The following is a 23,392-nucleotide window of genomic DNA, read 5'->3' on the forward strand; positions in this document are numbered from 1 at the left end:
CCTCGGCACTACCCTGCCGTATCTTCCTCTTCTCGAGTCCGGCTTCGGCGATGTCCGACAGGAGCGGCCTGTGAGCGCACGTCCTGCTCCCCGCCCCGCTCGTCGTGTGCGAGTGGATCAGGCGGAGAGCGCCGAGATCCTCCGGCTCGCCCGCCACAGCGGTGCGGTGAGCCGGGGCCACCACAACTCGAACTACGTGTGGGAGCCGCCCGGACACATCGCCCGGCGACTTGGTGTGGAGCCCGGCACGAGGGTGATCGTGCGGGTCCGCGAGAGCGGGGCGACGCCCGTCGTTCTCAGGACGTGGTACGACGAGGGCGCCGTCCTCGACGCCGCGCGGGGCGTCCAGCCGGACACCCCCGTCTGCCTGGCCGAGGGATACGGCTTCACGATCCACAGCTTTGTGGAGGGCGAACCGCTGTCGGTCCACTCCGAGAACGGCAAGCCCGTCGACACCCTGTACGTCCGGACGCTGGCCGAACGGCTAGCCGGGACGGTCAACGTGCGCAGGAAGACGCTGCCCCCGCTGCCGTGGTTCTGGTCCCGCGACGATGACAGCCAGGGCTTTCTGCGACTCCTGGCGAACCGTGCGGAGTGGACCATCCGACAGCCCAACCGGGCCGAGTTCGGTGGACTGTTCGCGGCGCTGGGCGTCCCGGAGGACGCTCTCGTCCGGCTGGGCCGACGGGTGCCCGACATGCGGAGCCGGCCCTACGGCCTGCTCCACGCGGACCTGCATCGCGACAACCTGATCGTCTCCGAGGCGGCCGCAGCACCCCTCGTCTGCATCGACTGGGAGCTGGCGAGCTACGGCGACCCTCTGCACGACCTCGCCACGCATCTCGTGCGCATGCAGTACCCCGGCCACCAGTGGGACGAGGTGATCGAAGCCTGGGCGGAAGCCGCGCAGCGAATATGCCCTGCCGCCGCCGAAGGACTGGCCGAGGACCTGAACCATTACCTCGACTTCGAGCGGGCGCAGTCCGTTTTTCCGGACGTCATGCGTGCGGCCCGGACCTTGAGGAGTTCGACCGACCAGGACGGCCTGAGCACGGCGACGGAGTCCGTGTGCCGGGCACTGGAAGCGGCGGAGAAGCCGCTGGGGCTGACGAATGTGCCGAGCACTGCCGCGGTCGAGCGGATCCTGTACCGGTGGCGGGGGGCCCGTCCCGCCGAACGCCCCCGACGTCGTACCCCCGGCACCCGGGTGATCGGCTGGGAGCCGGATCACCGCTGTCCGGAGCGGCCGGAGTTCCCCCGCTCCGCCGTCTCGGTCGCCCTCGCCGCGGAGGGCGCGGTTCCGGCCCGGCTGATGTACGAGGGCACCGCGCATCGCAACTCCGTGGTCTGGCCGGCCGAGTTCCCCTTCCCCGTGATGGTGCGGCGCAGTCTGGTGACGGCGCACCGGCCGGAGCGCGGCTTCCTCAGCGAGCACGCCGTACTGCGGACCATCGACGAGTCGCGCGTCAAGGTGTGGGCACCGAAGATGCTCGCCCTGGGAAGCAGCTACGGCGGCGAGTGGTTCGCCATCCACACCTATGCCGGCGAGCCGGACCTGGACCGGCCGCTCAGCCATCCGGTGCATGGCCTGCTCCTGCACGAGGCGGACGCGCTCGTGGACCAGCTGTGTGCACTGACGCAGGTCGACTACCGCATGCTCGACCCGTTGGCCGACGCGGGCGGCTTCCTGGGCCGGCTGTGCGCGGGGCTCGTCCGTCTGGTCGTCAGCCTGCCGAAGGAGTCGCAGCACATGGCCCGGATCCTGGGCCTGCCCGAGGCCGGCCGGCTCGAGGAGATCCTGTCCCGGTTCCGGGTGAGCGAGCGAAGGCCCGCCCTGCTGCACGGCGATCTGCACCCATGGAACCTGGTACGGCACGAGGGCCACCCGTGGCTGACCCTCGTCGACTGGCAGATGGCGCTGGTCGGCGACCCGCTCTACGACCTGGTCCGGCACATGCACCTCACGCTGACCCGGCCCGAGATATACAAACGCATGTTCCGGCGCTGGGTGGTCCAGCTGGACGCGGAATTCACCCGGGACTGGCAGAAGGACCGCCATGTCTACCGAGGGCTCGAGTTCGTGCGGTCGGCGTATGTCGACCTGAACCGCCTGATGACCGGCGCGTGTCTGGAAGTCCCCTATGTCCGCCGGGCCGTGGACTCCTACGGCCGCACCCTGGAGGCGGCCGGGCGCTTCCTCAACCTCCCGGTCCGGCCTGCGGCGATCGCCTGACGTGCCGGGGGCGCTCGCCGGGCGACGGCGGGCGGGGTGGCGGCGCGTAGGCTCACCCGCATGAACGACACGGGCGCGAGCGGGAGCGGGCTGCGGGAGCGCAAGAAGCAGCGGATGTACGAAACCGTGTCGGAGACCGCCATCCGCCTCTTCCTGGAGAAGGGCTTCGACGCCGTATCCGTGGCCGAGGTGGCCGCCGCTGCCGAGATCTCCAAGCCGACGCTCTTCCGGTACTTCCCGGCCAAGGAGGACCTCGTCCTGCACCGGATCGCCGATCACGAGCAGGAGGCCGCCCGGATCGTGGCCGGGGCGCAGGGATCGCCTCTTCGTGCGCTGCGGCGGCACTTCCTCGACGGGTTGGAGCGGTGTGATCCGGTCACGGGGCTGAACGACCATCCCGAGGTGCTCCGCTACCACTCGCTGCTGTACGGGACCCCCTCGCTGGCCGCGCGCATGTACGCCTACCTGGAGCGTTCGGAGGCCGCGCTCGCCGAGGCGCTCGGCGGGGACCTGGACGCGCGGCTGGCCGCCGGGCAGATCGCGGCTGTGCGGCGGATCCTCGCGCTGGAGAACTGGCGGCGGATCGCGGGCGGGGAGCGGGTGGAGGACGTACGGCCCGATGCCGTGGCCGCTGCCGAGCGGGCGTTCGACCTGTTGGCGAAGGGGTTGCCGTACCTGTCCGACTGAGCGACAGGCCGAGTGAGGCTCGGTAAAAGATTTAACTCGGTTACGTTATTGGGTACGCTTGCTCGAATGACGTCCACCGAACCCGCCCTCCGGCACGCCCTCACCGAAGAACGAACCCACCACGACCGCTGCCGCGCAGCCCTCGCCGCCATGGTCGACGGCGCCCAGGAACAGGTCGTCATCGGCGAGGACGTCTCCGCCTCCGGTGCCGACGCCGAAGTCCTCGGGTATCAGCTGCGCAGCCAGGCCAAAGAGCTCCGGGAACTGCCCGAAGGGCCCCTGTTCTTCGGGCGGCTGGACTTCGGCGAGGGCGGAGAACACGGCGGGCAGAGCTACCGCGTCGGGCGGCTGCGGATCACCGAGCACCCCGCCGCCCCGCCCCTCGTCGTCGACTGGCGGGCCCCTGTCTCCCGCGCCTTCTACCAGGCCTCCGCCCGTGATCCGCAGGGCGTCGCCGTACGGCGGCGGTTCGGCTGGGCGCCGGGGAGCCGTGGGGACTCCGCCGACCTCACCGGCCTTGAGGACGAGCACCTCGACCGGGGCGAGTCCCGGGCCAGCGACATCGTCGCCCGGGAGATCGAGCGGCCCCGCGTCGGGCCCATGCGGGACATCGCGGCCACCATCCAGCCCGAGCAGGACGATCTCGTACGAGGCGATCTCGCCCTGTCGGTGTGTGTGCAGGGCGCTCCCGGCACCGGCAAGACCGCCGTCGGCCTGCACCGCGCCGCGTATCTGCTCTACACCCACCCGCAGCGCATCCGGCGCGGCGGACTGCTGATCCTCGGGCCCAACCGGACCTTCCTGTCGTACATCTCCGAGGTGCTGCCCGCCCTCGGCGAGACCGGCGTACGCCAGTCCACGCTGCGGGACGAGATCGCCCGGCATCCGGTCACCGGAGACGACGAGGGGCGGGCCGCCGTCGTGAAGCACGACGTCCGGATGGCGGAGGTGCTGCGGCGGGCGTTGTACGCGCGGGTGAGTGCCGAAGGGATCGACTCCCTCGTGCTGGCCGAGGGTTCGTATCGATGGCGGGTCCCGGTGGGCGAGCTCGTGCGGATCGTGGCGGGGGTGCGGGAGGAGGAGCCGCCGTACGCCGTCGGGCGGGAGCGGGTGCGGACCCGGGTGGTGCGGTGCATCCGCGACCAGGCCGAGCGGCGCAGCGGGGTGCGGAGCAACGCGTGGGTGCAGAAGGTCTCGCGGTCGCGGGCCGTGGGGGCGTACGTCGACGCCGTGTGGCCGCGGGTGCGGCCGGAGGAGGTGGTGGCCGAACTGCTCGCCGATCCGGGGGCGTTGGGGGCCGCCGCCGACGGGCTGTTGGACGCCGAGGAGCAGCAGGCGCTGCTGTGGGCGAAGCCGCCTCGGTCGTGGAAGTCGGCGCGCTGGTCGGCCGCCGATCTCGTGCTCCTCGACGAGGTGGCGGGGCTCATCGAGCATCCGCAGGGGTACGGCCATCTCGTCGTCGACGAGGCGCAGGACCTGTCGCCGATGGAGTGCCGGGCGATCGCGCGCCGGGCGGCCTTCGGGTCGCTGACCGTGCTGGGGGACCTGGCGCAGGGGACGACGCCGTGGGCGGCGCGGTCGTGGGAGACGGTGCTGCGGCATCTGGGGAAGCCGGACGCGGTGGTCGTACCGCTCACGACGGGGTTCCGGGTGCCGGGCGCGGTGCTGGCGCTGGCCAACCGGCTGCTGGAGCGGGTGGACGTGGAGGTGCCACCGGCCCGGTCGCTGCGGGGGGACGGGGAGTTGCGGTTCCGGGAGGCGGCGGGCGGGGACCTGATGGGCGCGGTCGTGGGTGCCGTACGGGATGCGCTGGGCCTGGAGGGGTCCGTGGGGGTAGTCGCCGGCGACGGGGACGCGGCCCGGGTGCGGGAGGCGCTGGCGGCGGCCGGGATCGAGGCGGGGGGTGCGGACGAGCTGGGGGCGCGGGTGGCCGTCGTGTCGGCGAGTGTGGTGAAGGGGCTGGAGTACGACCATGTCGTCGCCGTGGAGCCGGCGGCGATCGTGGAGGCGGAGGAGCGGGGGTTGCAGCGGCTGTATGTGGTGGTGACGCGGGCGGTGGCGGGGTTGGAGGTGGTGCACGGGAGGCCGTTGCCGTTCTAGAGGGTGTGCGGGCGGCTTCAGCAGGCGCTCGTGAGGGCGGCGACGGGCTCCCGTGCGTCACCGTCGGCCGTTACGCGGCGTCCAGGATCGGGATCAACTGCTCCTCCTCATAGGTCAGATGAGCCTCCAGCTCCGTCGTGAGGCGCTCCACCTCGGTGCGGGCGGCGTCCGGGTCCGGGTGCTCGGCGGTCACGGCGCGGCGCAGGTCCTCGACGAGGGCGGCGATGTGCTCGTGCTCCTCCCTGAGGCGGGCCAGGGCGGGCGCGAACTCGGGATGGCGGTCCGCCAGGACCGGGAACATGCCGAGGTCCTCGCCGGTGTGGTGGTTGTGGAGGCCGGCGCAGAAGGTGAGGCAGTTGACGCGGAGCTGGGCGCCCAGGGTGCTGCCGCCCTTCTCGCCGCTCTTGCTCATCTCCTCGCGGATCAGGGCGAGTTCGCGGCGGAAGGCGTCATGGACGACCTTGATGGCCTCGCCCATGGAGGACGCGTTGATGTTCGGGGGGCCGTCCTGGGCGATCTCGTACAGGGCGACCACGGGAATCACCCGCTCCGTCTTCTCCTGGTACGCCGCCCAGCCCGGCTCCGCCTCGACGGCCCGCGCGAAGGCCTGGTCACGTTCCTCGCCGTCGAGGACGACCGCCCGGGCCTCGTAGGTGAACGCGCCGCTCTCGATGGTGACCCGGGGGTTCGCGACGAGGTTGTGGAACCAGGCCGGGTGCTTCGGGGAGCCGGCTGCCGAGGCGATGACCAGGACGCAGTCGCCGCCGTCGGGGAGGTAGCCGACGGGGGTGGTGTGCGGGCGGCCGGTGCGGGCGCCGGTGGTGGTGAGGAGGATCAGGCGGGCGCCTTCGAAGTAGCCGCCGACGCGGCCCTTGTTGGCGCGGAACTCGTCGATGACCTGTTGGTTGAAATCGTTGGGCAAATTCCTTCTCTTTCTCTGTCGCTGGTTTCCTCATGGACGGAAGGCGAAGAGAAAGAGGCGGGCTCCTGGCCCGCCGCCGCGACCTCACTCAGAGGCCGGGCAACACCCAACTCGCTCACGGCACATGGCCGACCCGGCAGTCATGCGCACGACGCTAGCTCCGCCCGCATGACCACCGCGACCGAATTCCAGGGTTGGACGGGGACGGGGACGGGGACGGGGACGGGGCAGGGGCCGGTGTTCGAGGGCTGAGCAGGTCTGGCACAGTGGCGCGACCGCCCCCCCTTTCCCTACGGCCGCCAGGGGCCGATCCTGTTCCCTGATGCTCCTCTTCATCGACATCGACGGAACCCTGCTCCCCTTCGGGGCGGAGCGGCCGTACCCGGTCCACGAGCCCCGTTTCCCCCTGCCGCAGTCGGCCGCCGACCACCCCCTCCTCGCCCGCGTCGACCCCGCGCTCGGCGTCCGGCTGGCACGGCTCGCGGCGCTCGGGTGCGAGCTGGTGTGGGCGACGACCTGGATGGACGACGCGAACACCACCCTCGCCCCTTGGCTCGGCCTTGCTCCGCTGCCGGTGCTGGACTGGCCGGACGAGGGTGAGGAACCGTGGCTCGGCCCCCATGGTCTGCACTGGAAGACGCGGCCCCTCGTCGCCTGGGCCGGCGGCCGGCCCTTCGCCTGGGTGGACGACGAGATCTCCGACGCCGACCGGGCCTGGGTGGCCGCCCATCACCCCGCGCCCGCCCTGCTCCACCGGGTCGACCACCGCTACGGCCTCACCGCCCGGGACTTCACCGTCCTGGAGGAGTGGATCACCGCCTGGCCTGGACGGCGCGGGAGCGGCCCAGCAACTCGGTGACCCGCATGAAGCCGTCCGTCCCGTGGCCGAGGGCGACGACCCGGCGTGCCAGTCCTTCGGCGGCGCGCATCACGCCCGCCTCGATGCCGTGGGACTCGGAGGCCTCGACGATGTGGGCCATGGTGGAGACGGCGGAGGTGATCGGGTTGAGTTCGCCGGAGTAGGTGCCGTCGTCGACGTCGCCCGCGAACTCCTCGAAGAGCGGCGACAGGATCGCGCCGATGCCCTGGGCGTGGGGGAGGAGCTCCCGCGCGGTGATGCCCTCGGCCCGCGCCACGGCCAGGGCGTGCGCGTAGCCGGCCATCGCCGTCCAGAAGATGTCGAGCAGGGCGATGTCGTAGGCGGCGGCCCGGCCGATGTCCTCACCGAGGTGGGTATGGGTGCCGCCCAGGCCGTCGAGGACGGGGCGGTGCTCGCGGTAGAGCTCCTCCGGACCGCTGTAGATCACCACCGCGTCGGGGGTTCCGATGGTCGTGGTCATCGACATGATCGCGCCGTCCAGATAGCGGATGCCGTGCGCCGCCGCCCATTCCGCCGTATCCCGGGCACGCGCCGGGGTGTCGGCGGTCAGGTTCACGACCGTACGGCCCTTGAGCGCGTCGGTCACCGCGTCCTGCCGCAGAACGGCGTCGGCGGCGTCGTAGTTCACCACGCAGACGACGGTCAGCGCACCGGCGGCGACCGCCTCCGCCGGGGACGCGGCCGCCGTGGCACCGCGCTCGACGAGCTCCCGGTCCCGCCCCGGCGTGCGGTTCCAGACGGTGACCCGCAGCCCCGCGTCCAGGAACGCCCCGGCCAGGGCCCGGCCCATCGGGCCGAGACCGAGGACGGTGACGGTGGGGGCGACGGTGGGCTCGTCGGCGTATACGGCGTATTCGGCGGATGTGGACATGACTCAACTCCCTGTAGGGTGGCGATAGTTGACGAACTGCATGAATTGCATGAACTGCATGAAATTGCTGACAAAAGGGGTGGGGTATGACGCGTCGGCGCCATGACCCGAACGTCTGCGGGGTGACCGCCGCGATCGCCGTGATCGACGGCAAGTGGAAGACGTCGCTGCTGTGGCTGCTGGAGTCCGGCCCGCTGCGCCCGGCGGAACTGCGCCGCCGGCTGCCGGGCCTCAGCGAGAAGGTGCTGACCCAGGCGCTGCGCGAGATGGAGACGGACGGACTGGTGCACCGCGAGGTGTACGACGTCCTGCCGCTGAAGACCGTGTACTCCCTGACCGGGTTCGGCCGTGACCTGGCCGAGGCTCTCGGCCCGCTCTCCGACTGGGGTCACCGCCGCCTGGAGCGGCTGACCGAGACCCAGTCGGCCTCCTGACCTGAACGCCACCTCCGTCCGTCGCACCATCGGGCGCGTCCGGCGCCTCGTCGATCACCCACATCCAGGATCGGGGGGCGGGGGAGCGCTGCCAAGTACCCACAAAAAGGTGGGTACGAGCCGTACGACGTTGAGGTGACGGTCCTGCGGCACGGCGGGGCCCGCCGGTGTCTTCATGCCGAACAGCCCAACAGCGGGCACCGTGCCCGAGTCCTCTCCGTGCCGCTCAACCGTAGGGAGCCCGCCGCTACGGTGGCCTCACGGAAGCCCACTGATCGGCTCGGAGGTGTCATGCCGCTGCAGATGGAATTGGTCGCGATCACACTCGATTGCCCTGATCCGCTGGCTCTGGCGGCCTTCTATCAGCAGGCCACCGGCTATGAACCGCACCCGAAGTCGGATGCCGACTTCGCCGGTCTCAACCGTGAGGACGAACTCTTCATCGGCTTCCAACGGGTCGAGGACTACCGGGCTCCGAGTTGGCCTGACCAGATCGTCCCCCAGCAGCTTCACATCTGCTTCACGGTCGCGGGGAGCCTGGACGAGGCCGAGGCCTGCCTGCTGGAGCTGGGTGCGGGCAAGCCGGAGCACCAGCCGCACGGGGACAGGGCGCGGGTCCTCACCGACCCTGCTGGGCATCCTTTCTGCATCGTCAGGCGCTGATCGGCGGCCCTGTCTCGGACGCCGTGGTCAGCGGAGGCCCGGATTTCGCCGCATGTGTTTCGACCGCGCAATCAGCCCATCCGTGGCTGAAGGTCACCGGTCATGGCCGGTCATCCCCGCGGGAGCGCGAGGAAATGCCGAACGTCAGCGGCCAGGGTCGACATCTGCTCCCCGCCTTCCAGCCCTGTGGTCACCGAGGCGCTCCAGTCGCCCGCGGCGTTCGGCCACGGGCGCAGAGTCCAGGTCAGGCCGACGTACCCACCGGACCGGAACACGGCGGAGACCGCCAGGTCCCGGTCGTCGGTCTGCCGGCTCCGTTCGCGCACGGAGTCCTCGTCGAAGCTGAACCGATCACAGAACTTCAGCCGAACGCCAGGCCGGCAGGAGTTCCCCCGGGACGGGGACGCGCCGCGACGGCGGTCGTCGTGCAAGTCGGCACCCTTCGTGCTGTCCTGTACCAGCCAACTGTGGGCAGGGCGGGGGTCTGACCTGCGGTGCCTACGGTTGAGTGGGACAGAGCGGGGTGTCGGTGTCCCGTTCAGCGGTAGTCAGCCGCAGCCAGGGTGTGCTGTGAGGAGTTCGGTCAGGTCCGCTTGGGCACTGCGAGGCTGTAGCGGAGTTTCGCCTTGGAGTCCGCGCCGAGGCGGTCGTAGAAACGGACGGCTCCTTCGTTCCAGACGGGTGTCTGCCACTGGATCTCAGTGAGGCCGAGGTTGCGTGCCTCTGCCGTCACGGCATCCATGAGCAGTGCGCCGATGCCTGAACCCCGGCTGTCGGAGCTCAGGAAGAGGCAGTCCATGTGGAGGTATTCGCGGCCTTCCCAGGTGGAGAGTTCGGGCGCGCAGGTGGCGTAGCCGACGACCTCTCCGTCGGGCAGCTCTGCCACCAGGCAGCGCAGCCGTGGTGTCGGCGTGGCGAAGAGCAGGGCTTTGAGCCGGTGCGCGAGGTCGGAGGCGGGGGGCGGGGCTTGTTCGTAGGCGGCGTGTTCGGCAGCCAGTTCGGCGATCCGAGGCAGATCGTCGGGGCGGGCATGCCGCACGTTGGGGGCGCTGTTCACCGGACGCTGCCCGTCAGGGTGTCCGCACTCCAGGCGGCTAGGCGGTTGGAGATCGGGCCGCTGCTGTCGAGGACATGCCGTGAGAAGGCGTCGCGTTCGTGGGCCAGGATGGCGGCTTCCCAGACACAGGGGGCCAGGCCGGTGCGGCCCGGGCGGAGCTGTTCGGGGTGCCCGGCCGGTCCGGTGAAGATGGCCAGGTCGGACATGTGCCCCTCGATCCAGCTGTGGACCAGGACGTAGTCGCCGTCGCCGCCGGCGTGCATGATCAGGACAGCGAGTCCGAGCGACCCGCGGGTGCGTCCGAGTTCGAGGTGTGCCGCTGTGATCCGCAGGGCGGCGGCGATGTCCTGCTCCGTCACGGTGCGCCCCGGAGCCTGAAGGGCGTAGGTCTTCACCAGGTGGCCGCCGGCCTCTCGGGTGCCTGCAGTCCGTGCGGTGCGTTCGTGGTGCCCCTGGGCCAGGGTGAGCAGTGCTTCCGTGTCCACTGCCGTCGGCAGTTCCTCGCGATCACTCATTCGTCCATCATGCAGTGCGCGTTCTCGACCGGTCCCCGAGCTGACTCAAGAACAGTCGTCGGAGGCCGACTGGGGGTTCGAGAGGTCCTCGATCTGCGTGGCAGCGGCCTCGATGACTCCAATAGCCCGTCGCAGAGACAGGACACACGGAGCCCTGTCCGGTCTCGCTGAAGGTGAGGCAGCGTGAGTTTCCGACCTGCGGTGCCTCAGATTGAGCGAGACGAGGGCGGGGCGGCTGTCTCGCTCAATCTGAGGTGCAGTGCTGCTGGAGGGACAGGCTGAGCCGGGAAGCTGAGGATCTTGCACTCAGTGGGGCACCGACGGAACTCGTTGTTCAGGCGCTGTGCAGGTGCCCGCAGAGATCGTTTCCCTACCCTTCGGCCGCTTCCGGCAGCGGGGCCGTGTTGCCGGTCTGGCCAGGAGCCTGGCTTGAGGTGACGGTGAGCGGCAGTTCACGGAGCTTGCCCAGCGGGCTGAACGCCAGCACCAGCCAGGTGACGGCCAGCGGTCCTGTCATCGCCCACATGGTGGGACGAATGCCGATGGCCGAGCCCAGGACGCCTCCCAACGCGGAGCCGATGGCGATCGTGCCCTGGTTGGTGGCCATGGCGGCAGAGGCGACGCGTCCAAGTAGGTGCGGCGGGCAGTAGTTCTGACGGAAGGTGCCTACGACGACGTTGCCCACCGCTACGCCGACGCCGAGCACGAACGCTCCCGCGCCGAACAGCAGCAAGCCCGCGCCGGGCGTGGTGAGGGGCAGCAGCAGTGCGAACGGGCAGGCCAACACCTGCGTGACCATCATCGCCCGTGCCGTGCCCCAGCGGCGGCACAGATGCGTTGCGATCAGGGCACCCAGTGTCCCGCCGAGGCTTGCGCACATCACCAGTACGCCGACAGCGCCGGCGCTTACGCCTACCGTTCGAACGAGAAAGATGACCTGGACCGCTTGGTAGCCCATCAGCAGGAGGTTGAGGGTGGCGCCGTAGATCACCATGGGGCGCAGGTAAGGGTCATGGCTGAGGAAGCGTAGGCCGACGGCGATTTCCCGGATCAGGCTGGATCCCTTTGCCCGACGTGGGGGCCTGTGCTCACGCGTTTTGATGCCGAGCAGGCAGGCGGTGGAGACGAGGAAGGTCAGGGCGTCCATCAGCAGCCCCACCGTCGCGCCCAGGGCCTGGGCGACGAAGCCGGCCGCGCTGCGTCCGAGCACTCGTGTTCCGGCCTCGCTGACTTGCAGTTTGGCGTTTCCGTCGGCGAGGTCCTGGCCGCTGAGCACGGTCGGCACGAATGTGTGGCAGGCGGTGTTGAAGAATACGGCCGAGGTGCCGCAGGCCAGCGCCGCGATATAGAGGTGGACGAGCGTGAGCTGGTAGAGCCAGGCCGCGAGGGGCACGCTCGCGTACATCGCGGCGGACACGAGATTGCAGACGATCATGATGGGGCGTCTGGGTAGTCGATCGACCCAGGCGCCGGCGGGTAACCCCACGATCAGCCAGGGAAGCCATACGGTCGCGGCGAGCAGACCGACCTCCAGAGCGTCGGCTCGCAGCGCGAGGACGGCCACAAGAGGCAGTGCCACTGTGGTGATGCCGTTTCCCAGACCACTTGCTGTCTCACCGATCCAGAGCAGGCGGAAATCCCTCTGTGCCAGCGCACCCCAGCGGCTCTGCTTCGACGTCACTGCCATCTCCTCCTTGGGTCGAGGCAACGCTACCCACGGGGCGATGTCACGTACTCCGCCTTTTCCTGCTGTCGCCTGTCGAGATCGATTGCCGCATCAAGGTTTCTGCTAGTTTCTCGTGATCACGTACCGATGACGGGGTCACGAGACACTAGACCATTCAGATTCGCCTGTCTCGGTCGAGGTGAGTAATTTGGCGACAGCTTCCACCAAGACGCCAATTCCTTGGCGTAGCCAGGGGATTGTGATCCCGCGAGGGTGGCGGTCCAAGGGAAAGGCTCGCGTGAACGCGATCTGGGTTTCGCCGGTGATGCGTGCGACTCGTCGTTCCATCTCAGGCCGCAGCGCCAGCGAAATGATTAGCTTGGTGAACCTGGCCACCTGGGGATAGCTGGCCGCTCGTTTGAGCCGTGGTGTTCGATGGACGGCGAAGCGGTCCGGGAGAGTCCCGGTGGTGGGTTGGTAGATGCGCTGGAGCACTGCGTCCCTGTCTCGGTGCACCAGTGCCCGATTGTCTACTTCCCTCCAAAACCTTTCGCACCGGCGGTAACACTCAAGGAAAGCGGAAACGCCGTGCCGGCGTTCGAGCTGGTCCAGAAGAATCTGCGCCTGCACGATTTCAGGAGCCCGGGACAGGTCGATCTGCTTGGAGTCGTTCACGTGTCCATAGCTCAGCCAGCGCTGATGGCGGATGCAGACGTTGTCATGGAACCCTCGGATGTAGACGTGGATGGGCTGGCCGTTGCTGCCGGAGCGCCAGGCGCAGAGGTCGCAGGCGGGCCGGTGGTTGACGATGAAGGTCTCGGGTGGCGGAACGATGTCAGGAGCGTGGTGCCGCAGTTCTGGCAGTGCCCAGAGCAGTGTGGTGCGGGGCTGGCCGCTGATGAGCTCCAGCCGCTCCAGTTCGTTGAGCGGGCACTGGAGCCAGCGTGACGGGTTGCGCATGGTGCGGAACTCGGTCTGGTTCGCGGCAGCCAGGCGTCGGCGGTAGGAGGTGAGCGTCTCGTTCGCGAACGGGGTGACCGTATGTGGCAACGGACGGAGCAGGACGGGAGTGAACGGCAGTGAGGTGACGGGAGCAGGACCTCTCTGGCGGCCGTTCATCCGGCTTCCCTGCCGCGTCGGGCTTCGCCCCGGAAGGCCCTTTCACTGGCGTGGTCGACGTGGATGCTGTCGAGCCGGCGGCGGGTGATGCGTTCGCTGCCGTCGAGGATTGCGGAGATCGCGGCGGCCCGGATCAGGTGGGAGAGACTTCCGATCATCCCTCCGGTGCGCTGGTGGAGGTAGGGGTGCAGGCCAGCGAGGGTTTCGGCCGCGTGGTGGTGGAGCCGGAGCGTGGCCTCCATCGTCACCACCAGCGCCTCCCATTCGGAGTTGAGCGGGAAGGGTCCGGTGTGCAGGAGTGTGCAGCGGCCGGCGATCTGGTCGCCGCGGATACCGGTGAACAGTCCGGAGTGCTCGACGTCGATGCCCGCGTAGATGAAGGTCGCGGGCAGGTGCTCCGTGAAGTACTTGAGGTGGTCGGACAGTTCTTCACCGGCAGTGGTCGCCAGGTTCATCAGGTGGATCTCGTCGACCAGGACCAGGTCGGTGCGGGCCTCGATGAGGACCTGACAGACGGCGCTGGTGATGTCGACGGTGTTGTGCCGGGGAGAGATCGCAGGCAGCCCGAGGAACCGGGCGAACTCGATGGCGAGTTTGCGGGGTGATCCCTTGGGCGGGGCGGTGACGTAGACGACCGGGACCCGCCTGCTGTCCGGGTAGCGCTGCCGTGTCCGCAACTCGTGCAGTCGACCGAGCTGCCGCAGAGCGGTGGTCTTCCCGGTGGTGCGTTCACCCGAGATGATCAGGCCCCTTCGGGCGCCGTGCTCCCGGCGGTTGAGCAGGGTCAGCAGTCTTCCCTGGTGGGCGACTTCGTTGACCGTGGACGTCCGCACGACTTGCAGTTCGGAGTGGTAGTCGATGCGCCGCTCGTTGTAGGAGTTGCGGACCCGGTCGTCCATCACCTCCCAGCTTCGGGCGGAGGCGAGTTGGAAGGCGGCCGCGTCTCTGTCGATGAAGTGCCGCCACCCGGCCAGTGTCGTCGGCGGCTCGATGCGCTCCTCGTCTGTGGGTGTCATGCCGTCGTCGGAAGGGTTCACCACCATCGCTTCGCCTCCTCGCGTGCGTCGAAGATGCCCAGCGGCACCACCTTGGCCAACTCCTCGGTCTCCTCGGCTTCTTCGGAATCGCGGACCGTTTCGTCCGGCGGCGGCTCCTCGCGTCCGGGCGGTTCGGGCCGGGGCCAGGCAGCGGTGCTGGTTGCCCGGGTGCGGGCTGCCGCCTTGCGGTCGCGCCGCTCGTCCGCTCGGGCTTTCCCCTTCTGCCGTCGGACGGGAGGGTCGTCGGGGCCGTCGGTTGCCCGGTCCAGCAGTTCGACCGCGGCGCGGGCGACGGCTTCCTCGTCCGGCCTGCGCTGTTCACGTTCGGCCAGTACCTGGTGGGCCCGGTCGAAGATCAGCTCGCCCATGGGGACGGGCGAGGTGCGTAGGTGGCGCCAGGTCGCGGTGATCCAGCCGTCTTCGCGGTGGTTGCGTACCCAGACACGGGAGATGTCGTAGGGGTCGTAGTGGACCTCCCAGAGCCTGCCGTCCGGACCGGCCCCCGAGGACTGGCGTCGGTAGGGGCCGAGTGCGCGGGCGTCGTAGGTGCGGTTGTTGATCCGCACCCCGCCAGGTCCGATGACCCGTCGCTCGCGTGGCATGAGCTGGATGTACTCCTTCTGGGCCAGGGCGACCGGCACGTATCCGGCTGCCGCGACCAGCGCGGCGTACTTCTCGTTCGGACTCAACGGACGGTCCGGCATCAGTGGGTCCCGTAGACCGTCGTGCGGCCTCGTCTGCCAGACGGCGACGGCCCACTCCTGCAAGAGTTCCTGGAGTTCGTGGATGGACCAGGCTGCTTGCGCGGCAGGGTCCTTGCCGCGCATCTCGGCGCTGCGGCCGGTGTAACCGGCAACGTACTGGGCGAACATCGTCGAAACCGAGCCCAGCGTCCGCTCGATGTGCGGCTTGTCGGTCGGGGTGTCGGGGTGAGCGGGCTGGAACGAGATCCCCAAGTGACGGCAGGCGTTGCGGAAGTTGTCCGAGATGTATGCCTTCCCGCGGTCGCTCACCACCGTCTCCGGGACGATCACCGGCTTCGCGGCGGCCTTGGCGAGCCGCTCGTCCAGCGGCAGCAGCGAGGCGTAGGGCAGCACCGACCTGGACATGCGCAGCGCGTCCGACCAGCCTGGCCGCACTGGTTCCGGTGTCATCGCCCGCGCCAGCAGCAGCGCGGCGTCGACCGCTTTCGTGGACGGCCGCAGCACCACTGCCGCCAGGGTTCTCGTCGCCAGGTCCACGAGCCCGGTCAGTTCGCAGCGGTCCACCGTCCCGTCGTCATGGACGACCAGCACGTCCAGCGGTGTGGAGTCGATCTCCATCACCTCGCCCGGCCGCGCTGCCGCCAGCTGCCCGAACATCCGCTTCGGCTGCTTGCCCAGCGAGCGGCGAGTGCGGGCCGAGCCCAGCAGATGCCGTCCCGTCGAGACCGCTTGAAGCAGCCGGTAGAACGCGGCTCGCGACGGCATCGTCACCGTCCCGGCGCCGTGCTCGTCCGCCAGGAGTCGTTCGACCTGGCGCCGCAGCACCTGCGCGGACACGGTCGCCTCGTCGGTCCGGCTGTTCACGACCTTCTCGATCGCCGCCACCACCCGCGGATCGGCTCGGCCCGTCCCCGTGGAGGGCTTGACCAGCCGCCGGTCCACCAGCCCCGCCACCCCGTCGCGCTCAAAACGGGCCCGTAGCCGCTGGAGCGTGCTCAGGGCCACCTCCTCGCCGGCCTCCCGGAGTTCGGCGACTTTGGCCAACTCCCGCTGGCGCACGGAGCGCACGTCCGGGTCGTACTCGGCCCTCACCGGAGTGCCGGGATCAGCATCCGGGCGGCCGGTCATCAGCTCGGTCAGGTGGCGCTGCCACCACCGGACCCGCTCCGCCTCCTCCGCGGGCAGTCCCTCCAGCACCCCCTCTTCCGGTAGCGGCGGGCGGGACGGAACCGTGCCGAGCACTGCGAACCCCTCGGAGGCCAGCAGATGTCCCAGCAGCACCACGCTCGCCGCCTGGTCATCGTCGACCAGCCTCACCGCCGTTCCATGCAAGGCCACGACGCTGTGCTCGCGCCCCTCGTAGCGGACCCGGTCACCCAGCGACAGAAGCCGCGGACGCGTCGGCACCGCTCTCCACCTCCCTCGCCGCGACGGGTGCCGGATGCACCACCGTCGCCGCCGACAACCGCTCGCTCACCAGATCCACGGCCAGTTCCCGGTGCCAGAGCAGATGGAAGAGCACCGGCAGCACGGCGATTGGATCTCCGACCGCCCGGACCCCGGCAAGCAAGCCCTGCGGCTGGGCGAACGCCGCCCGCAGAGACTCCGCCACCGGCTCACGCCGCACCCTCGGATGCCGGTAGCCAGACAGCCAGCGCAGATTCGCCGCCAGCACCGGACCGATCACCCCGACACGCTCATAGCCCCAGCCGACCCGGGCGCAGGCCACTGCCGTAGCCGCGAACTTCGCCGCGTCCTCCGGCTCGACCAGCTCATCCGGGCGCACGTCCAGTACCACGGCCCTGCCGTCCCGGCGGCGTACGAAATAGTCCGGCGTGTGTCTGATCCGCCGACGCCCACCGCCGTACCGCCATGACAGCCGAAACGGCTGGGAAGCCACCCCGATCACCTCCGGGTCGGCATCCAGCCGCATCAGGTGGCTCAGCTCCACCCACGACTCGTAACCCACCAATTCGGCGCTGGTTGCAGCCCAGTACCAGCCGGGGAAATTGCGTTGCCCCCGGTACGACGGAAACACCCGGACCTGCCCGACCGCCTCGAAGCACACAGGCCACACCACCTCAAGCGGCCCACCTTGTGACTCGCCCCGGCCGTCGACGTACTCCAGCCAGAAATCACCTGCCTCCACCAGCCACCCCCACTCGGCGCGCTGACCAGCCGTAACGACCGTAGAAGGCAGAGCGAATCGCCGCCTCAGGTTGACCGAGACACCGCACCGAATGCCCGAGATTGAGCGAGACGTATGACCAGATGCCTCACAAGGACCGGGACTGCCTCAACTTCGCAGAGACGGGACACGCGTGAAGTCACATGAGCCCCCGTCACGTGGCGTGGCGCACTTTTGCAAGCGGGTGCTTGCAATAGTTAGCGAGGGTGAGGCAAGGTGGAGGCATGGCATCGCTCAACGTCGGCAATCTCGGTGAGTATCTGCGTGAGCAGCGGCGCAACGCGCAGCTGTCACTGCGGCAACTCGCCGATGCCGCGGGGGTGTCCAATCCGTATCTGAGCCAGATCGAGCGCGGGCTGCGCAAGCCGAGCGCGGAGGTGTTGCAGCAGGTCGCCAAGGCGCTGCGGATCTCCGCCGAGACGCTGTACGTCCGGGCCGGCATCCTCGACGCCGAGCGGGACCGGGACGAGGTGGAGACGCGTGCCGTCATCCTCGCCGACCCCACGCTGAACGAGCGGCAGAAGCAGGTGCTGCTCCAGATCTACGAATCCTTCCGCAAGGAGAACGGGTTCGGGATATCCCCCGAGGTGGTCGAGGCTGTTGCGGCAGTGGACGCTGCCGGGACGGTGGACGCCGTCGAGGCAGTGGCAGCCGTCGAGCCGGCCGAGGCCGGCTCGGGCGACGGCCACCCCGACGGTGCGGCGGACGCTCAGGGCGGCGACACCGCCGTACGCCGCAAGCCCGCCGCGCGCCGCACCCGCACGACCCGTGCGAGCGGCACGCCCCGTACGACCCGCAAGCCCCGCACCACCCGTACGTCCGACGGCAACGACGCCGCCCCGGAGAACCCGAACGACCCCCAGCAGTCGGCCGGCTGACCACGCGCACCGGCAGGCCGACCGCGGGACCCAAAACCCTCACCTCGAAGCAACCCGGGAGGACCATCACCATGGCCATCACCGACGACCTGCGTAAGACCTTCAGCGACCCGACCCCCTTCTACTTCGCCGCCGGCACCGCGGACCTGGCTCTCCAGCAGGCCAAGAAGGTGCCCGGCCTGGTGGAGCAGCTGCGCGCCGAGGCGCCGGCCCGGATCGAGGCCGTTCGCAACACCGACCCCAAGGCCGTCCAGGAGAAGGCCACCGCCCGCGCCAAGGAGGCCGGTGCCAAGGCCAAGGGGGCGCAGGAGACCCTCCAGGCCAAGGTCAACGAGTTCATCGGCAGCCTGGACGCCGACATCAAGAAGTTCGGCAGCAACCTGGACGCGGACTTCAAGAAGTTCGGCAGCAGCATCGACGCCGACCTGAAGAAGTTCGGCGAGAGCGCCCAGGACCTCGCGCTGCGCACCGTCGGCGTCGCCGCCGAGTACGCCGTGAAGGCCCGCGAGACCTACGAGAAGGTCGCCGAGCACGGCGAGCAGGCCGTGAAGACCTGGCGCGGCGAGGCCGCCGAGGAGATCGAGGAGCTCGCGGTCGCCGTCGAGCCGAAGGCCGAGCCGGTCGAGGTCAAGGAGGACAAGGCCGAGGCCAAGCCCGCCGAGACCCGCCCCGCCGCGGAGGCCGCCCCGGCGAGGAAGCCCGTCGCCAAGAAGACGACGACCCGCAAGACCACCGCCAAGAAGACGACTCCGCCCGCCAAGTAACCCTGCCAAGTAACACGGACGAGTGAAGAAGAGCGGTTGGACACGGGCCGGGCACTTACACAGTGCTCGGCCCGTTGTTCGGGTAGCGGGTCTGCGGTTGCGGGTACGGTGACCGCGTAGGTACGAGCCGAATCGGGTGGTGGACGTTGTGCTGATGCAGGGCTTCGCGGGGTTCATGTGGCTGCTGAGCATGGGCCTGATCCTTTTCAGCGGCTTCGCGCTGATCGACGCCGCCACGCGCCGCGAGGACGCTTACCGCGCGGCCGACAAGAAGACCAAGCCGTTCTGGCTGATCATCCTCGGGCTCGCCTTCATCGTGAACCTGATCTTCAACATCCTGTCGTTCCTGCCGATCATCGGCCTCATCGCGACGATCGTGTACATGGTCGACGTACGCCCCGCGATCAAGGGCCTTCCGGGCGGCGGCCGAAGCCGACGGGGTTCGAGCAGCGACGGCCCGTACGGCCCGTGGAACGGCGGCAGATAACCACGCGGGCTCACGCCCCCCTGCCCTCAGCGGCGAGGACTGTCCCGCAGCATCGGCGAGTCCCGCTCACACCCGCGGCCCAGCAGCGCTTGAGCCACCTATTCGGCAGCGCTGAAACCGCCCGGTCCACCAGTGCCAACCCCCCCCCAGCTCACCAGCGCCAAGCCTCCTGGCCCAGCAGCGCCAAACCGCCCAGCTCACCAGCGCCAAACCCCCGGCCCGGCAGCGCTCAAACCGCCCGGTCCAACAACAGCACCGCCACGTCGTCCGTCAGCTCCCCGCCATTGAGGTCCCGGACCTCATTGACCGAGGCCCGCAGCAGCGCCTCCCCGCGCAACCCCTCATCGATCTGCCGGCGCACCATCTCCACCATGCCGTCCTGCCCGAGCCGTTCCCGGCCCTCACCGACACGGCCCTCGATCAAGCCGTCGGTGTAGAGCATCAGACTCCACTCCGCCCCCAGCTTGACCTCCATCCGCGGCCACCGAGCCCCGGGCAGCAGCCCGAGCGCGGGCCCGTTGTTGTCGTACGGCAACAGCTGCGCGGGCCGCCCGGGCCGGGCCAGCAGCGGCGACGGATGCCCCGCCAGGCACAGTCCCGCCCGTCGGCCGTCCGGCGCGATGTCCACCGTGCACAGGGTCGCGAAGATCTCGTCGTCGGCCCGCTCGTGCTCGAGGACCTGCTGGAGCGTGCCCAGCAGAGCGTCCCCGCACAGTCCCGCCAGCGTCAGCGCCCGCCAGGCGATCCGCAGCTCCACGCCGAGCGCGGCCTCGTCGGGTCCGTGCCCGCACACGTCGCCGATCATGGCGTGCACGGTGCCGTCGGCAGTGCGGACGACGTCGTAGAAGTCACCACCGAGCAGGGCACGCGAGCGCCCCGGCCGGTACCGCGCGGCGAACCGCAGTGAGGAGCCCTCCAGCAGCGGCGTGGGCAGCAGACCGCGCTCCAGCCGCCGGTTCTCCTGCGCCCGCATCCGGCCCTCGGCGAGCCGCCGCTCGGCCGTGTCGGAACGTTTCCGCTCAACGGCGTACCGGATCGCCCGGCTCAGCAGCCGCCCGTCCAGCTCGTCCCGGAAGAGGTAGTCCTGCGCGCCGACGCGCACGGCCTCCGCGCCGCGCTCGGCGTCGCCGGAGGCGGTGAGGGCGAGCACGGCATGCCGGGGCGCGAGCTCCAGGACGTGCTTGAGCACGGCCAGCTCGTCGTCGTCGGCGAGGCGGCCGGGCGCCGCGAGCGCGAGGTCCAGCAGGATGCAGTGGACGTCGTCGGTCAGCAGCCGCTCGGCCTCGGTGAGGTTGCGGGCGGTGCGCACCCGGATGGGCTTGCCGGCCGAGTCGAGCAGCTCGGGCACGATCGCCGAGCCGCCGGGATCGTCCTCGATCAACAGCAGCGTCAGGTTGGTGTGGGTGGTGTTCTCGACCGTCTCTTCCTTACGCGGGGCCTCTTCCTGGGAGGTGCCGCCTGGGGGCGCGGCCGGCGCCTGACCACTTTCCACGGCCGGGATCGCTCTCTGCCGCGGTATGGGTACGGGCATCGTCTGAGTTCCTTCCCTCCCCCCGAGGGCTGGTGGGAACGAGGGACCTCGATCCACCGACGGGGACCATAGCGGTAGTCGGCGGCGCAACGGAATGGTGTGAGCCACGCCGCCTGTGCGTCGGCCACTGTCATATGCCGCGTTCCCTACCGCAGTTGGACAGGCTGGATGAGGGCCGGGGATGACGAACGTCACGTTCCCTCAGCGTTTGGGAGCGAGGTGACGTGGGGTGGGTCACGTGGCGGGACTCACGCCCCGGATGTCAAAAGATGCCCCGGAATCTCACGTATCAAAGCACCCTCGCGCATCAACAAATCCTCACGCATCGGGCCGAACCACCCCGAGGATCGGCATCGTGCCGGCCCCCGCAACGGTCACGGTCCGCCCCGGACGCGGGGCGTGGATGATGGCGCCGTCGCCGATGTACATGGCCACATGGCTGGCGTCGTCGTTGTAGATGATGAGGTCGCCGGGGCGCATGTCCTCGATGTCGATCCGCTTCAGCTGCTTCCACTGCTCCTGCGAGGTCCGCGGAATGCCCTGCCCGGCGCTGGCCCACGCCTGTGACGTAAGCCCGGAACAGTCGTACGTCTCCGGCCCTTCGGCGCCCCATTCGTACGGTTTGCCCAGCTGCTCCGTGGCGTACTCGACGGCCTTGCGCCCCTGTTCGGATGCCTCGCCCTTGATGTCCTCCAGGATGCCGGAGTTCAGCCAGGCGGTCTGCGCCTTGTAGGCGGCCTCCTTCTCCAGCTCGGCGAGCCGCTCCTTCTCCTCTTCCTCCAGCCGGGATTCGAGCTGCTCGGCCGCCTTGATCTGCTTCTCGATCCTCTTCTGGGCGGCGGCCTTGGCCTTCCGCCCCGCCTCGAGCTTCTTCCACTGGGCGGAGGCGTCCTTGGCGTACAGCTCCAAGTCCTGCTGGATGCGGGTCATCTCCGCCAGCAGCCCCTTGGTCGCGCGCTGGCCCTGCAGTACCCGGCCCGTGCCGTCGAGGAAGGCCTGCGGGTCGTCACTGAGCATCAGCTTGGCCTCGTCCGGCAGCCCGCCGGACCGGTACTGCGCCGCAGCCGCGGCCCCGGCCTGCTTCTTCAACTCGGCCAGCCGCTCCTGCCCTTTGACGATCCTCTTCGCCAGCGCGACGATCTCGGCGGACTGCTTCTCGGCCGCCTCCTCGGCGGCGTTGTACTGATCGGTGGCGACGGCCGCCGCATGGTAGAGCTTCTCCAGCCGCTTGCGAACGTCCTCAAGGTCCTTGTTCGAAACGGCGGTTGAGGGCGACGAAGCCGAAGTGCTCGGTGACGGTGTGGGGGAGGGCGCCGCGAACGCCGTACCTGGCGCCGCCAGCACGGTGACCGCACAGACGACGGTCACAGCCGCAGTGATCAGGCCGCGCTTGCCCGAACCCATATCTGGTGCCCCCAAACTGATGCCCTGTCAGTAACTTCGGCCGTCCGGGGGATCGTGCCATGCCGGCGCGCAAAGTGACAGAGGTCTGCTTCCCCCCGTTCCCTCCCCGTCATGACGATCTCCCCGCCTTTGTGACGAACGACTCGCGGAGATCGTTCCCCCATTCCCCGGAGTCAGACGCGCGGAGCCAACGCCTCCCACCGCACGGTCACTTCACCCTGCCGCCACCGCACCGGCCCGTCCGCCACCGGCCAGTCGACGGCGAGTTCCCGCACCGCCCTCATCCACCGCTGACGCGCGCCGTACGACGCATAGGGCGCAGCAGCGGCCCAGGCGCGGTCGAAGTCACGCAAAAAGGCATGAACAGGCTCGCCGGGAACATTGCGATGGATGAGCGCCTTCGGCAAACGCTCGGCAAGATCCGAAGGCCGCTCCAGCGACCCCAGCCGGGTAGCGAACGTCACCGTACGAGGCCCCTCCGGCCCGAGCGCGACCCACACATGCCGACGCCCGATCTCGTCACAGGTCCCCTCGACGAGCAGCCCCCCACGGCACCCGCTCCCCGGATCGGCCGGCGCGAGCCGAGCACACAGCCGCTCCCAGACCCCGGCGACCTCCCCCTCCTCGTACTGCCGCAGCACATTCGCCGCCCGCACCAGCAGCGGCCGCTGCGCCACAGGAATCTCGAACCCCCCGTGCCGAAACACGAGCCCCTCCCGCTCATACGGCTTCGCGGCCGCGACCCGCGCCGGTTCGATCTCCACCCCCACCACCCGCACCCGAGGCGCGACGTCCCGCAGCCGACGGAGCAACTCCACAGCAGTCCAGGGAGCGGCGCCGTACCCGAGATCCACAGCAACGGGATCAACGGCACGACGCAACTCGGCCCCATACGTGCAGGCGATCCAGCGGTCCATACGACGCAACCGATTGGGATTGGTGGTCCCACGCGTGACGGTGCCCACAGGTCGGGCGAAGGCGCGGGATGTCATGCATACGAGGGTATGCGCCCGCCCTGACAGCGAGCACACGCCACCCGCACCCGCGCAACGGCGCGAAGGGGACGTGTCGGGGGGTGTCCGCCCGCAGAGTCGGGCGTCAAGACACGGCACCTCCAGCGCAAGGCCCACCGCCCGACCGAGGACGGACACCCCCCGACACGGCCCCGCCCCACAACACACCCGCATGCGCAACGCGCACCCCCACTCACCCGCACAGGCAGCCGCAGGCATCCCGGCCCAACCGCCGGAGG

22 protein-coding genes are annotated in these 23,392 nt (G+C 69.7%); 9 read left to right on the forward strand and 13 right to left on the reverse strand.

What is annotated here, in order from left to right:
• The first annotated feature begins 106 nt into the window (after positions 1–106).
• The 3 genes from ACIREI_RS36150 (at position 107) to ACIREI_RS36160 (ending at position 5,020) form a co-directional block, all read left to right on the forward strand.
• On the forward strand, positions 107–2,233 hold the full coding sequence (locus tag ACIREI_RS36150; RefSeq protein ID WP_403342256.1) for a phosphotransferase: 2,127 nt from the start codon (positions 107–109) through the stop codon (positions 2,231–2,233).
• A 60-nt stretch (positions 2,234–2,293) separates the two neighbouring features.
• Entirely contained in the window at positions 2,294–2,920 is a 627-nt protein-coding gene (locus ACIREI_RS36155) for a TetR/AcrR family transcriptional regulator (RefSeq protein ID WP_403342259.1), read from the forward strand.
• Positions 2,921–2,986: 66 nt separating this feature from the next.
• Positions 2,987–5,020 carry a HelD family protein gene (locus ACIREI_RS36160; protein WP_403342262.1) on the forward strand — a complete coding sequence of 678 codons (2,034 nt, stop codon included), beginning with the start codon at positions 2,987–2,989 and terminating at the stop codon, positions 5,018–5,020.
• A gap of 70 nt (positions 5,021–5,090) precedes the next feature.
• Here the strand turns inward: ACIREI_RS36160 and ACIREI_RS36165 are convergent, their stop codons facing one another.
• Positions 5,091–5,942 carry a nitroreductase/quinone reductase family protein gene (locus ACIREI_RS36165; RefSeq protein ID WP_403342265.1) on the reverse strand — a complete coding sequence of 284 codons (852 nt, stop codon included), beginning with the start codon at positions 5,940–5,942 and terminating at the stop codon, positions 5,091–5,093.
• A gap of 322 nt (positions 5,943–6,264) precedes the next feature.
• Between ACIREI_RS36165 and ACIREI_RS36170 the strand changes: the two genes are divergently transcribed.
• Positions 6,265–6,801 carry an HAD domain-containing protein gene (locus ACIREI_RS36170; RefSeq protein WP_403342268.1) on the forward strand — a complete coding sequence of 179 codons (537 nt, stop codon included), beginning with the start codon at positions 6,265–6,267 and terminating at the stop codon, positions 6,799–6,801.
• Here the strand turns inward: ACIREI_RS36170 and ACIREI_RS36175 are convergent.
• A complete protein-coding gene (locus ACIREI_RS36175) occupies positions 6,755–7,693 on the reverse strand; it encodes an NAD(P)-dependent oxidoreductase (RefSeq protein WP_403342271.1) in 939 nt (312 codons plus the stop codon). The two genes, ACIREI_RS36170 and ACIREI_RS36175, sit on opposite strands and share 47 nt — an antisense overlap.
• A gap of 86 nt (positions 7,694–7,779) precedes the next feature.
• On the opposite strand from ACIREI_RS36175, the gene ACIREI_RS36180 reads away from it, so the two are divergent.
• Positions 7,780–8,127: a winged helix-turn-helix transcriptional regulator gene (locus tag ACIREI_RS36180; protein WP_403342273.1), complete on the forward strand. Its 348-nt coding sequence runs from the start codon at positions 7,780–7,782 to the stop codon at positions 8,125–8,127.
• Positions 8,128–8,418: 291 nt separating this feature from the next.
• Entirely contained in the window at positions 8,419–8,790 is a 372-nt protein-coding gene (locus ACIREI_RS36185; protein WP_403342276.1) for a VOC family protein, read from the forward strand.
• Between the two features lie 110 nt (positions 8,791–8,900).
• Here the strand turns inward: ACIREI_RS36185 and ACIREI_RS36190 are convergent, their stop codons facing one another.
• From ACIREI_RS36190 to ACIREI_RS36225, 8 genes are all read right to left on the reverse strand, one after another.
• Entirely contained in the window at positions 8,901–9,116 is a 216-nt protein-coding gene (locus ACIREI_RS36190; protein ID WP_403342278.1) for a DUF6228 family protein, read from the reverse strand.
• Between the two features lie 257 nt (positions 9,117–9,373).
• Positions 9,374–9,847: a GNAT family N-acetyltransferase gene (locus ACIREI_RS36195; protein ID WP_403342280.1), complete on the reverse strand. Its 474-nt coding sequence runs from the start codon at positions 9,845–9,847 to the stop codon at positions 9,374–9,376.
• A complete protein-coding gene (locus ACIREI_RS36200) occupies positions 9,844–10,362 on the reverse strand; it encodes a hypothetical protein (RefSeq protein WP_403342282.1) in 519 nt (172 codons plus the stop codon). Before ACIREI_RS36200 ends, ACIREI_RS36195 begins: the two co-directional genes overlap by 4 nt.
• A gap of 370 nt (positions 10,363–10,732) precedes the next feature.
• Positions 10,733–12,043: an MFS transporter gene (locus tag ACIREI_RS36205; RefSeq protein WP_403342285.1), complete on the reverse strand. Its 1,311-nt coding sequence runs from the start codon at positions 12,041–12,043 to the stop codon at positions 10,733–10,735.
• A 141-nt stretch (positions 12,044–12,184) separates the two neighbouring features.
• On the reverse strand, positions 12,185–13,147 hold the full coding sequence (locus ACIREI_RS36210) for a hypothetical protein (RefSeq protein ID WP_403342287.1): 963 nt from the start codon (positions 13,145–13,147) through the stop codon (positions 12,185–12,187).
• Positions 13,144–14,190, reverse strand: coding sequence for a TniB family NTP-binding protein (locus ACIREI_RS36215; protein ID WP_403342290.1), 1,047 nt, complete (start codon positions 14,188–14,190; stop codon positions 13,144–13,146). The genes ACIREI_RS36210 and ACIREI_RS36215 overlap by 4 nt, the downstream gene beginning before the upstream one ends.
• Positions 14,181–16,295, reverse strand: a complete 2,115-nt coding sequence (locus tag ACIREI_RS36220) for a Mu transposase C-terminal domain-containing protein (RefSeq protein ID WP_403342292.1) — start codon at positions 16,293–16,295, stop codon at positions 14,181–14,183. Before ACIREI_RS36220 ends, ACIREI_RS36215 begins: the two co-directional genes overlap by 10 nt.
• Positions 16,261–17,037, reverse strand: coding sequence for a TnsA-like heteromeric transposase endonuclease subunit (locus ACIREI_RS36225; RefSeq protein ID WP_403342295.1), 777 nt, complete (start codon positions 17,035–17,037; stop codon positions 16,261–16,263). The genes ACIREI_RS36220 and ACIREI_RS36225 overlap by 35 nt, the downstream gene beginning before the upstream one ends.
• 263 nt (positions 17,038–17,300) lie before the next feature.
• On the opposite strand from ACIREI_RS36225, the gene ACIREI_RS36230 reads away from it, so the two are divergent.
• The 3 genes from ACIREI_RS36230 (at position 17,301) to ACIREI_RS36240 (ending at position 19,205) form a co-directional block, all read left to right on the forward strand.
• The gene (locus tag ACIREI_RS36230) at positions 17,301–17,954 is read left to right on the forward strand and encodes a helix-turn-helix domain-containing protein (RefSeq protein ID WP_403342298.1); all 654 of its coding nucleotides are present in this window, start codon (positions 17,301–17,303) and stop codon (positions 17,952–17,954) included.
• A gap of 71 nt (positions 17,955–18,025) precedes the next feature.
• Entirely contained in the window at positions 18,026–18,718 is a 693-nt protein-coding gene (locus ACIREI_RS36235) for a hypothetical protein (protein ID WP_403342300.1), read from the forward strand.
• A gap of 154 nt (positions 18,719–18,872) precedes the next feature.
• Entirely contained in the window at positions 18,873–19,205 is a 333-nt protein-coding gene (locus ACIREI_RS36240; protein ID WP_302003709.1) for a DUF2516 family protein, read from the forward strand.
• Between the two features lie 229 nt (positions 19,206–19,434).
• Here the strand turns inward: ACIREI_RS36240 and ACIREI_RS36245 are convergent, their stop codons facing one another.
• The 3 genes from ACIREI_RS36245 to ACIREI_RS36255 form a co-directional block, all read right to left on the reverse strand.
• Entirely contained in the window at positions 19,435–20,736 is a 1,302-nt protein-coding gene (locus ACIREI_RS36245) for a PP2C family protein-serine/threonine phosphatase (RefSeq protein WP_403342303.1), read from the reverse strand.
• Between the two features lie 318 nt (positions 20,737–21,054).
• On the reverse strand, positions 21,055–22,140 hold the full coding sequence (locus ACIREI_RS36250; RefSeq protein WP_403342306.1) for a C40 family peptidase: 1,086 nt from the start codon (positions 22,138–22,140) through the stop codon (positions 21,055–21,057).
• A 173-nt stretch (positions 22,141–22,313) separates the two neighbouring features.
• Complete coding sequence (locus tag ACIREI_RS36255; protein ID WP_403342309.1) at positions 22,314–23,132, reverse strand: class I SAM-dependent methyltransferase; 819 nt, start codon at positions 23,130–23,132, stop codon at positions 22,314–22,316.
• Positions 23,133–23,392 lie beyond the last annotated feature (260 nt).

The organism is Streptomyces sp. NPDC093591, from assembly GCF_044764885.1.
GTDB lineage: Bacteria > Actinomycetota > Actinomycetes > Streptomycetales > Streptomycetaceae > Streptomyces.

Coding starts and splice junctions, on each gene's coding strand:
- ACIREI_RS36180 (WP_403342273.1), top strand. CDS start 7,780: ATGACGCGTCGGCGCCATGACCCGAACGTCTGCGGGGTGACCGCCGCG.
- ACIREI_RS36255 (WP_403342309.1), bottom strand. CDS start 23,132: ATGACATCCCGCGCCTTCGCCCGACCTGTGGGCACCGTCACGCGTGGG.
- ACIREI_RS36250 (WP_403342306.1), bottom strand. CDS start 22,140: ATGGGTTCGGGCAAGCGCGGCCTGATCACTGCGGCTGTGACCGTCGTC.
- ACIREI_RS36185 (WP_403342276.1), top strand. CDS start 8,419: ATGCCGCTGCAGATGGAATTGGTCGCGATCACACTCGATTGCCCTGAT.
- ACIREI_RS36155 (WP_403342259.1), top strand. CDS start 2,294: ATGAACGACACGGGCGCGAGCGGGAGCGGGCTGCGGGAGCGCAAGAAG.
- ACIREI_RS36230 (WP_403342298.1), top strand. CDS start 17,301: ATGGCATCGCTCAACGTCGGCAATCTCGGTGAGTATCTGCGTGAGCAG.
- ACIREI_RS36245 (WP_403342303.1), bottom strand. CDS start 20,736: ATGCCCGTACCCATACCGCGGCAGAGAGCGATCCCGGCCGTGGAAAGT.
- ACIREI_RS36160 (WP_403342262.1), top strand. CDS start 2,987: ATGACGTCCACCGAACCCGCCCTCCGGCACGCCCTCACCGAAGAACGA.
- ACIREI_RS36235 (WP_403342300.1), top strand. CDS start 18,026: ATGGCCATCACCGACGACCTGCGTAAGACCTTCAGCGACCCGACCCCC.
- ACIREI_RS36200 (WP_403342282.1), bottom strand. CDS start 10,362: ATGAGTGATCGCGAGGAACTGCCGACGGCAGTGGACACGGAAGCACTG.
- ACIREI_RS36240 (WP_302003709.1), top strand. CDS start 18,873: ATGCAGGGCTTCGCGGGGTTCATGTGGCTGCTGAGCATGGGCCTGATC.
- ACIREI_RS36215 (WP_403342290.1), bottom strand. CDS start 14,190: ATGGTGGTGAACCCTTCCGACGACGGCATGACACCCACAGACGAGGAG.
- ACIREI_RS36210 (WP_403342287.1), bottom strand. CDS start 13,147: ATGAACGGCCGCCAGAGAGGTCCTGCTCCCGTCACCTCACTGCCGTTC.
- ACIREI_RS36175 (WP_403342271.1), bottom strand. CDS start 7,693: ATGTCCACATCCGCCGAATACGCCGTATACGCCGACGAGCCCACCGTC.
- ACIREI_RS36170 (WP_403342268.1), top strand. CDS start 6,265: ATGCTCCTCTTCATCGACATCGACGGAACCCTGCTCCCCTTCGGGGCG.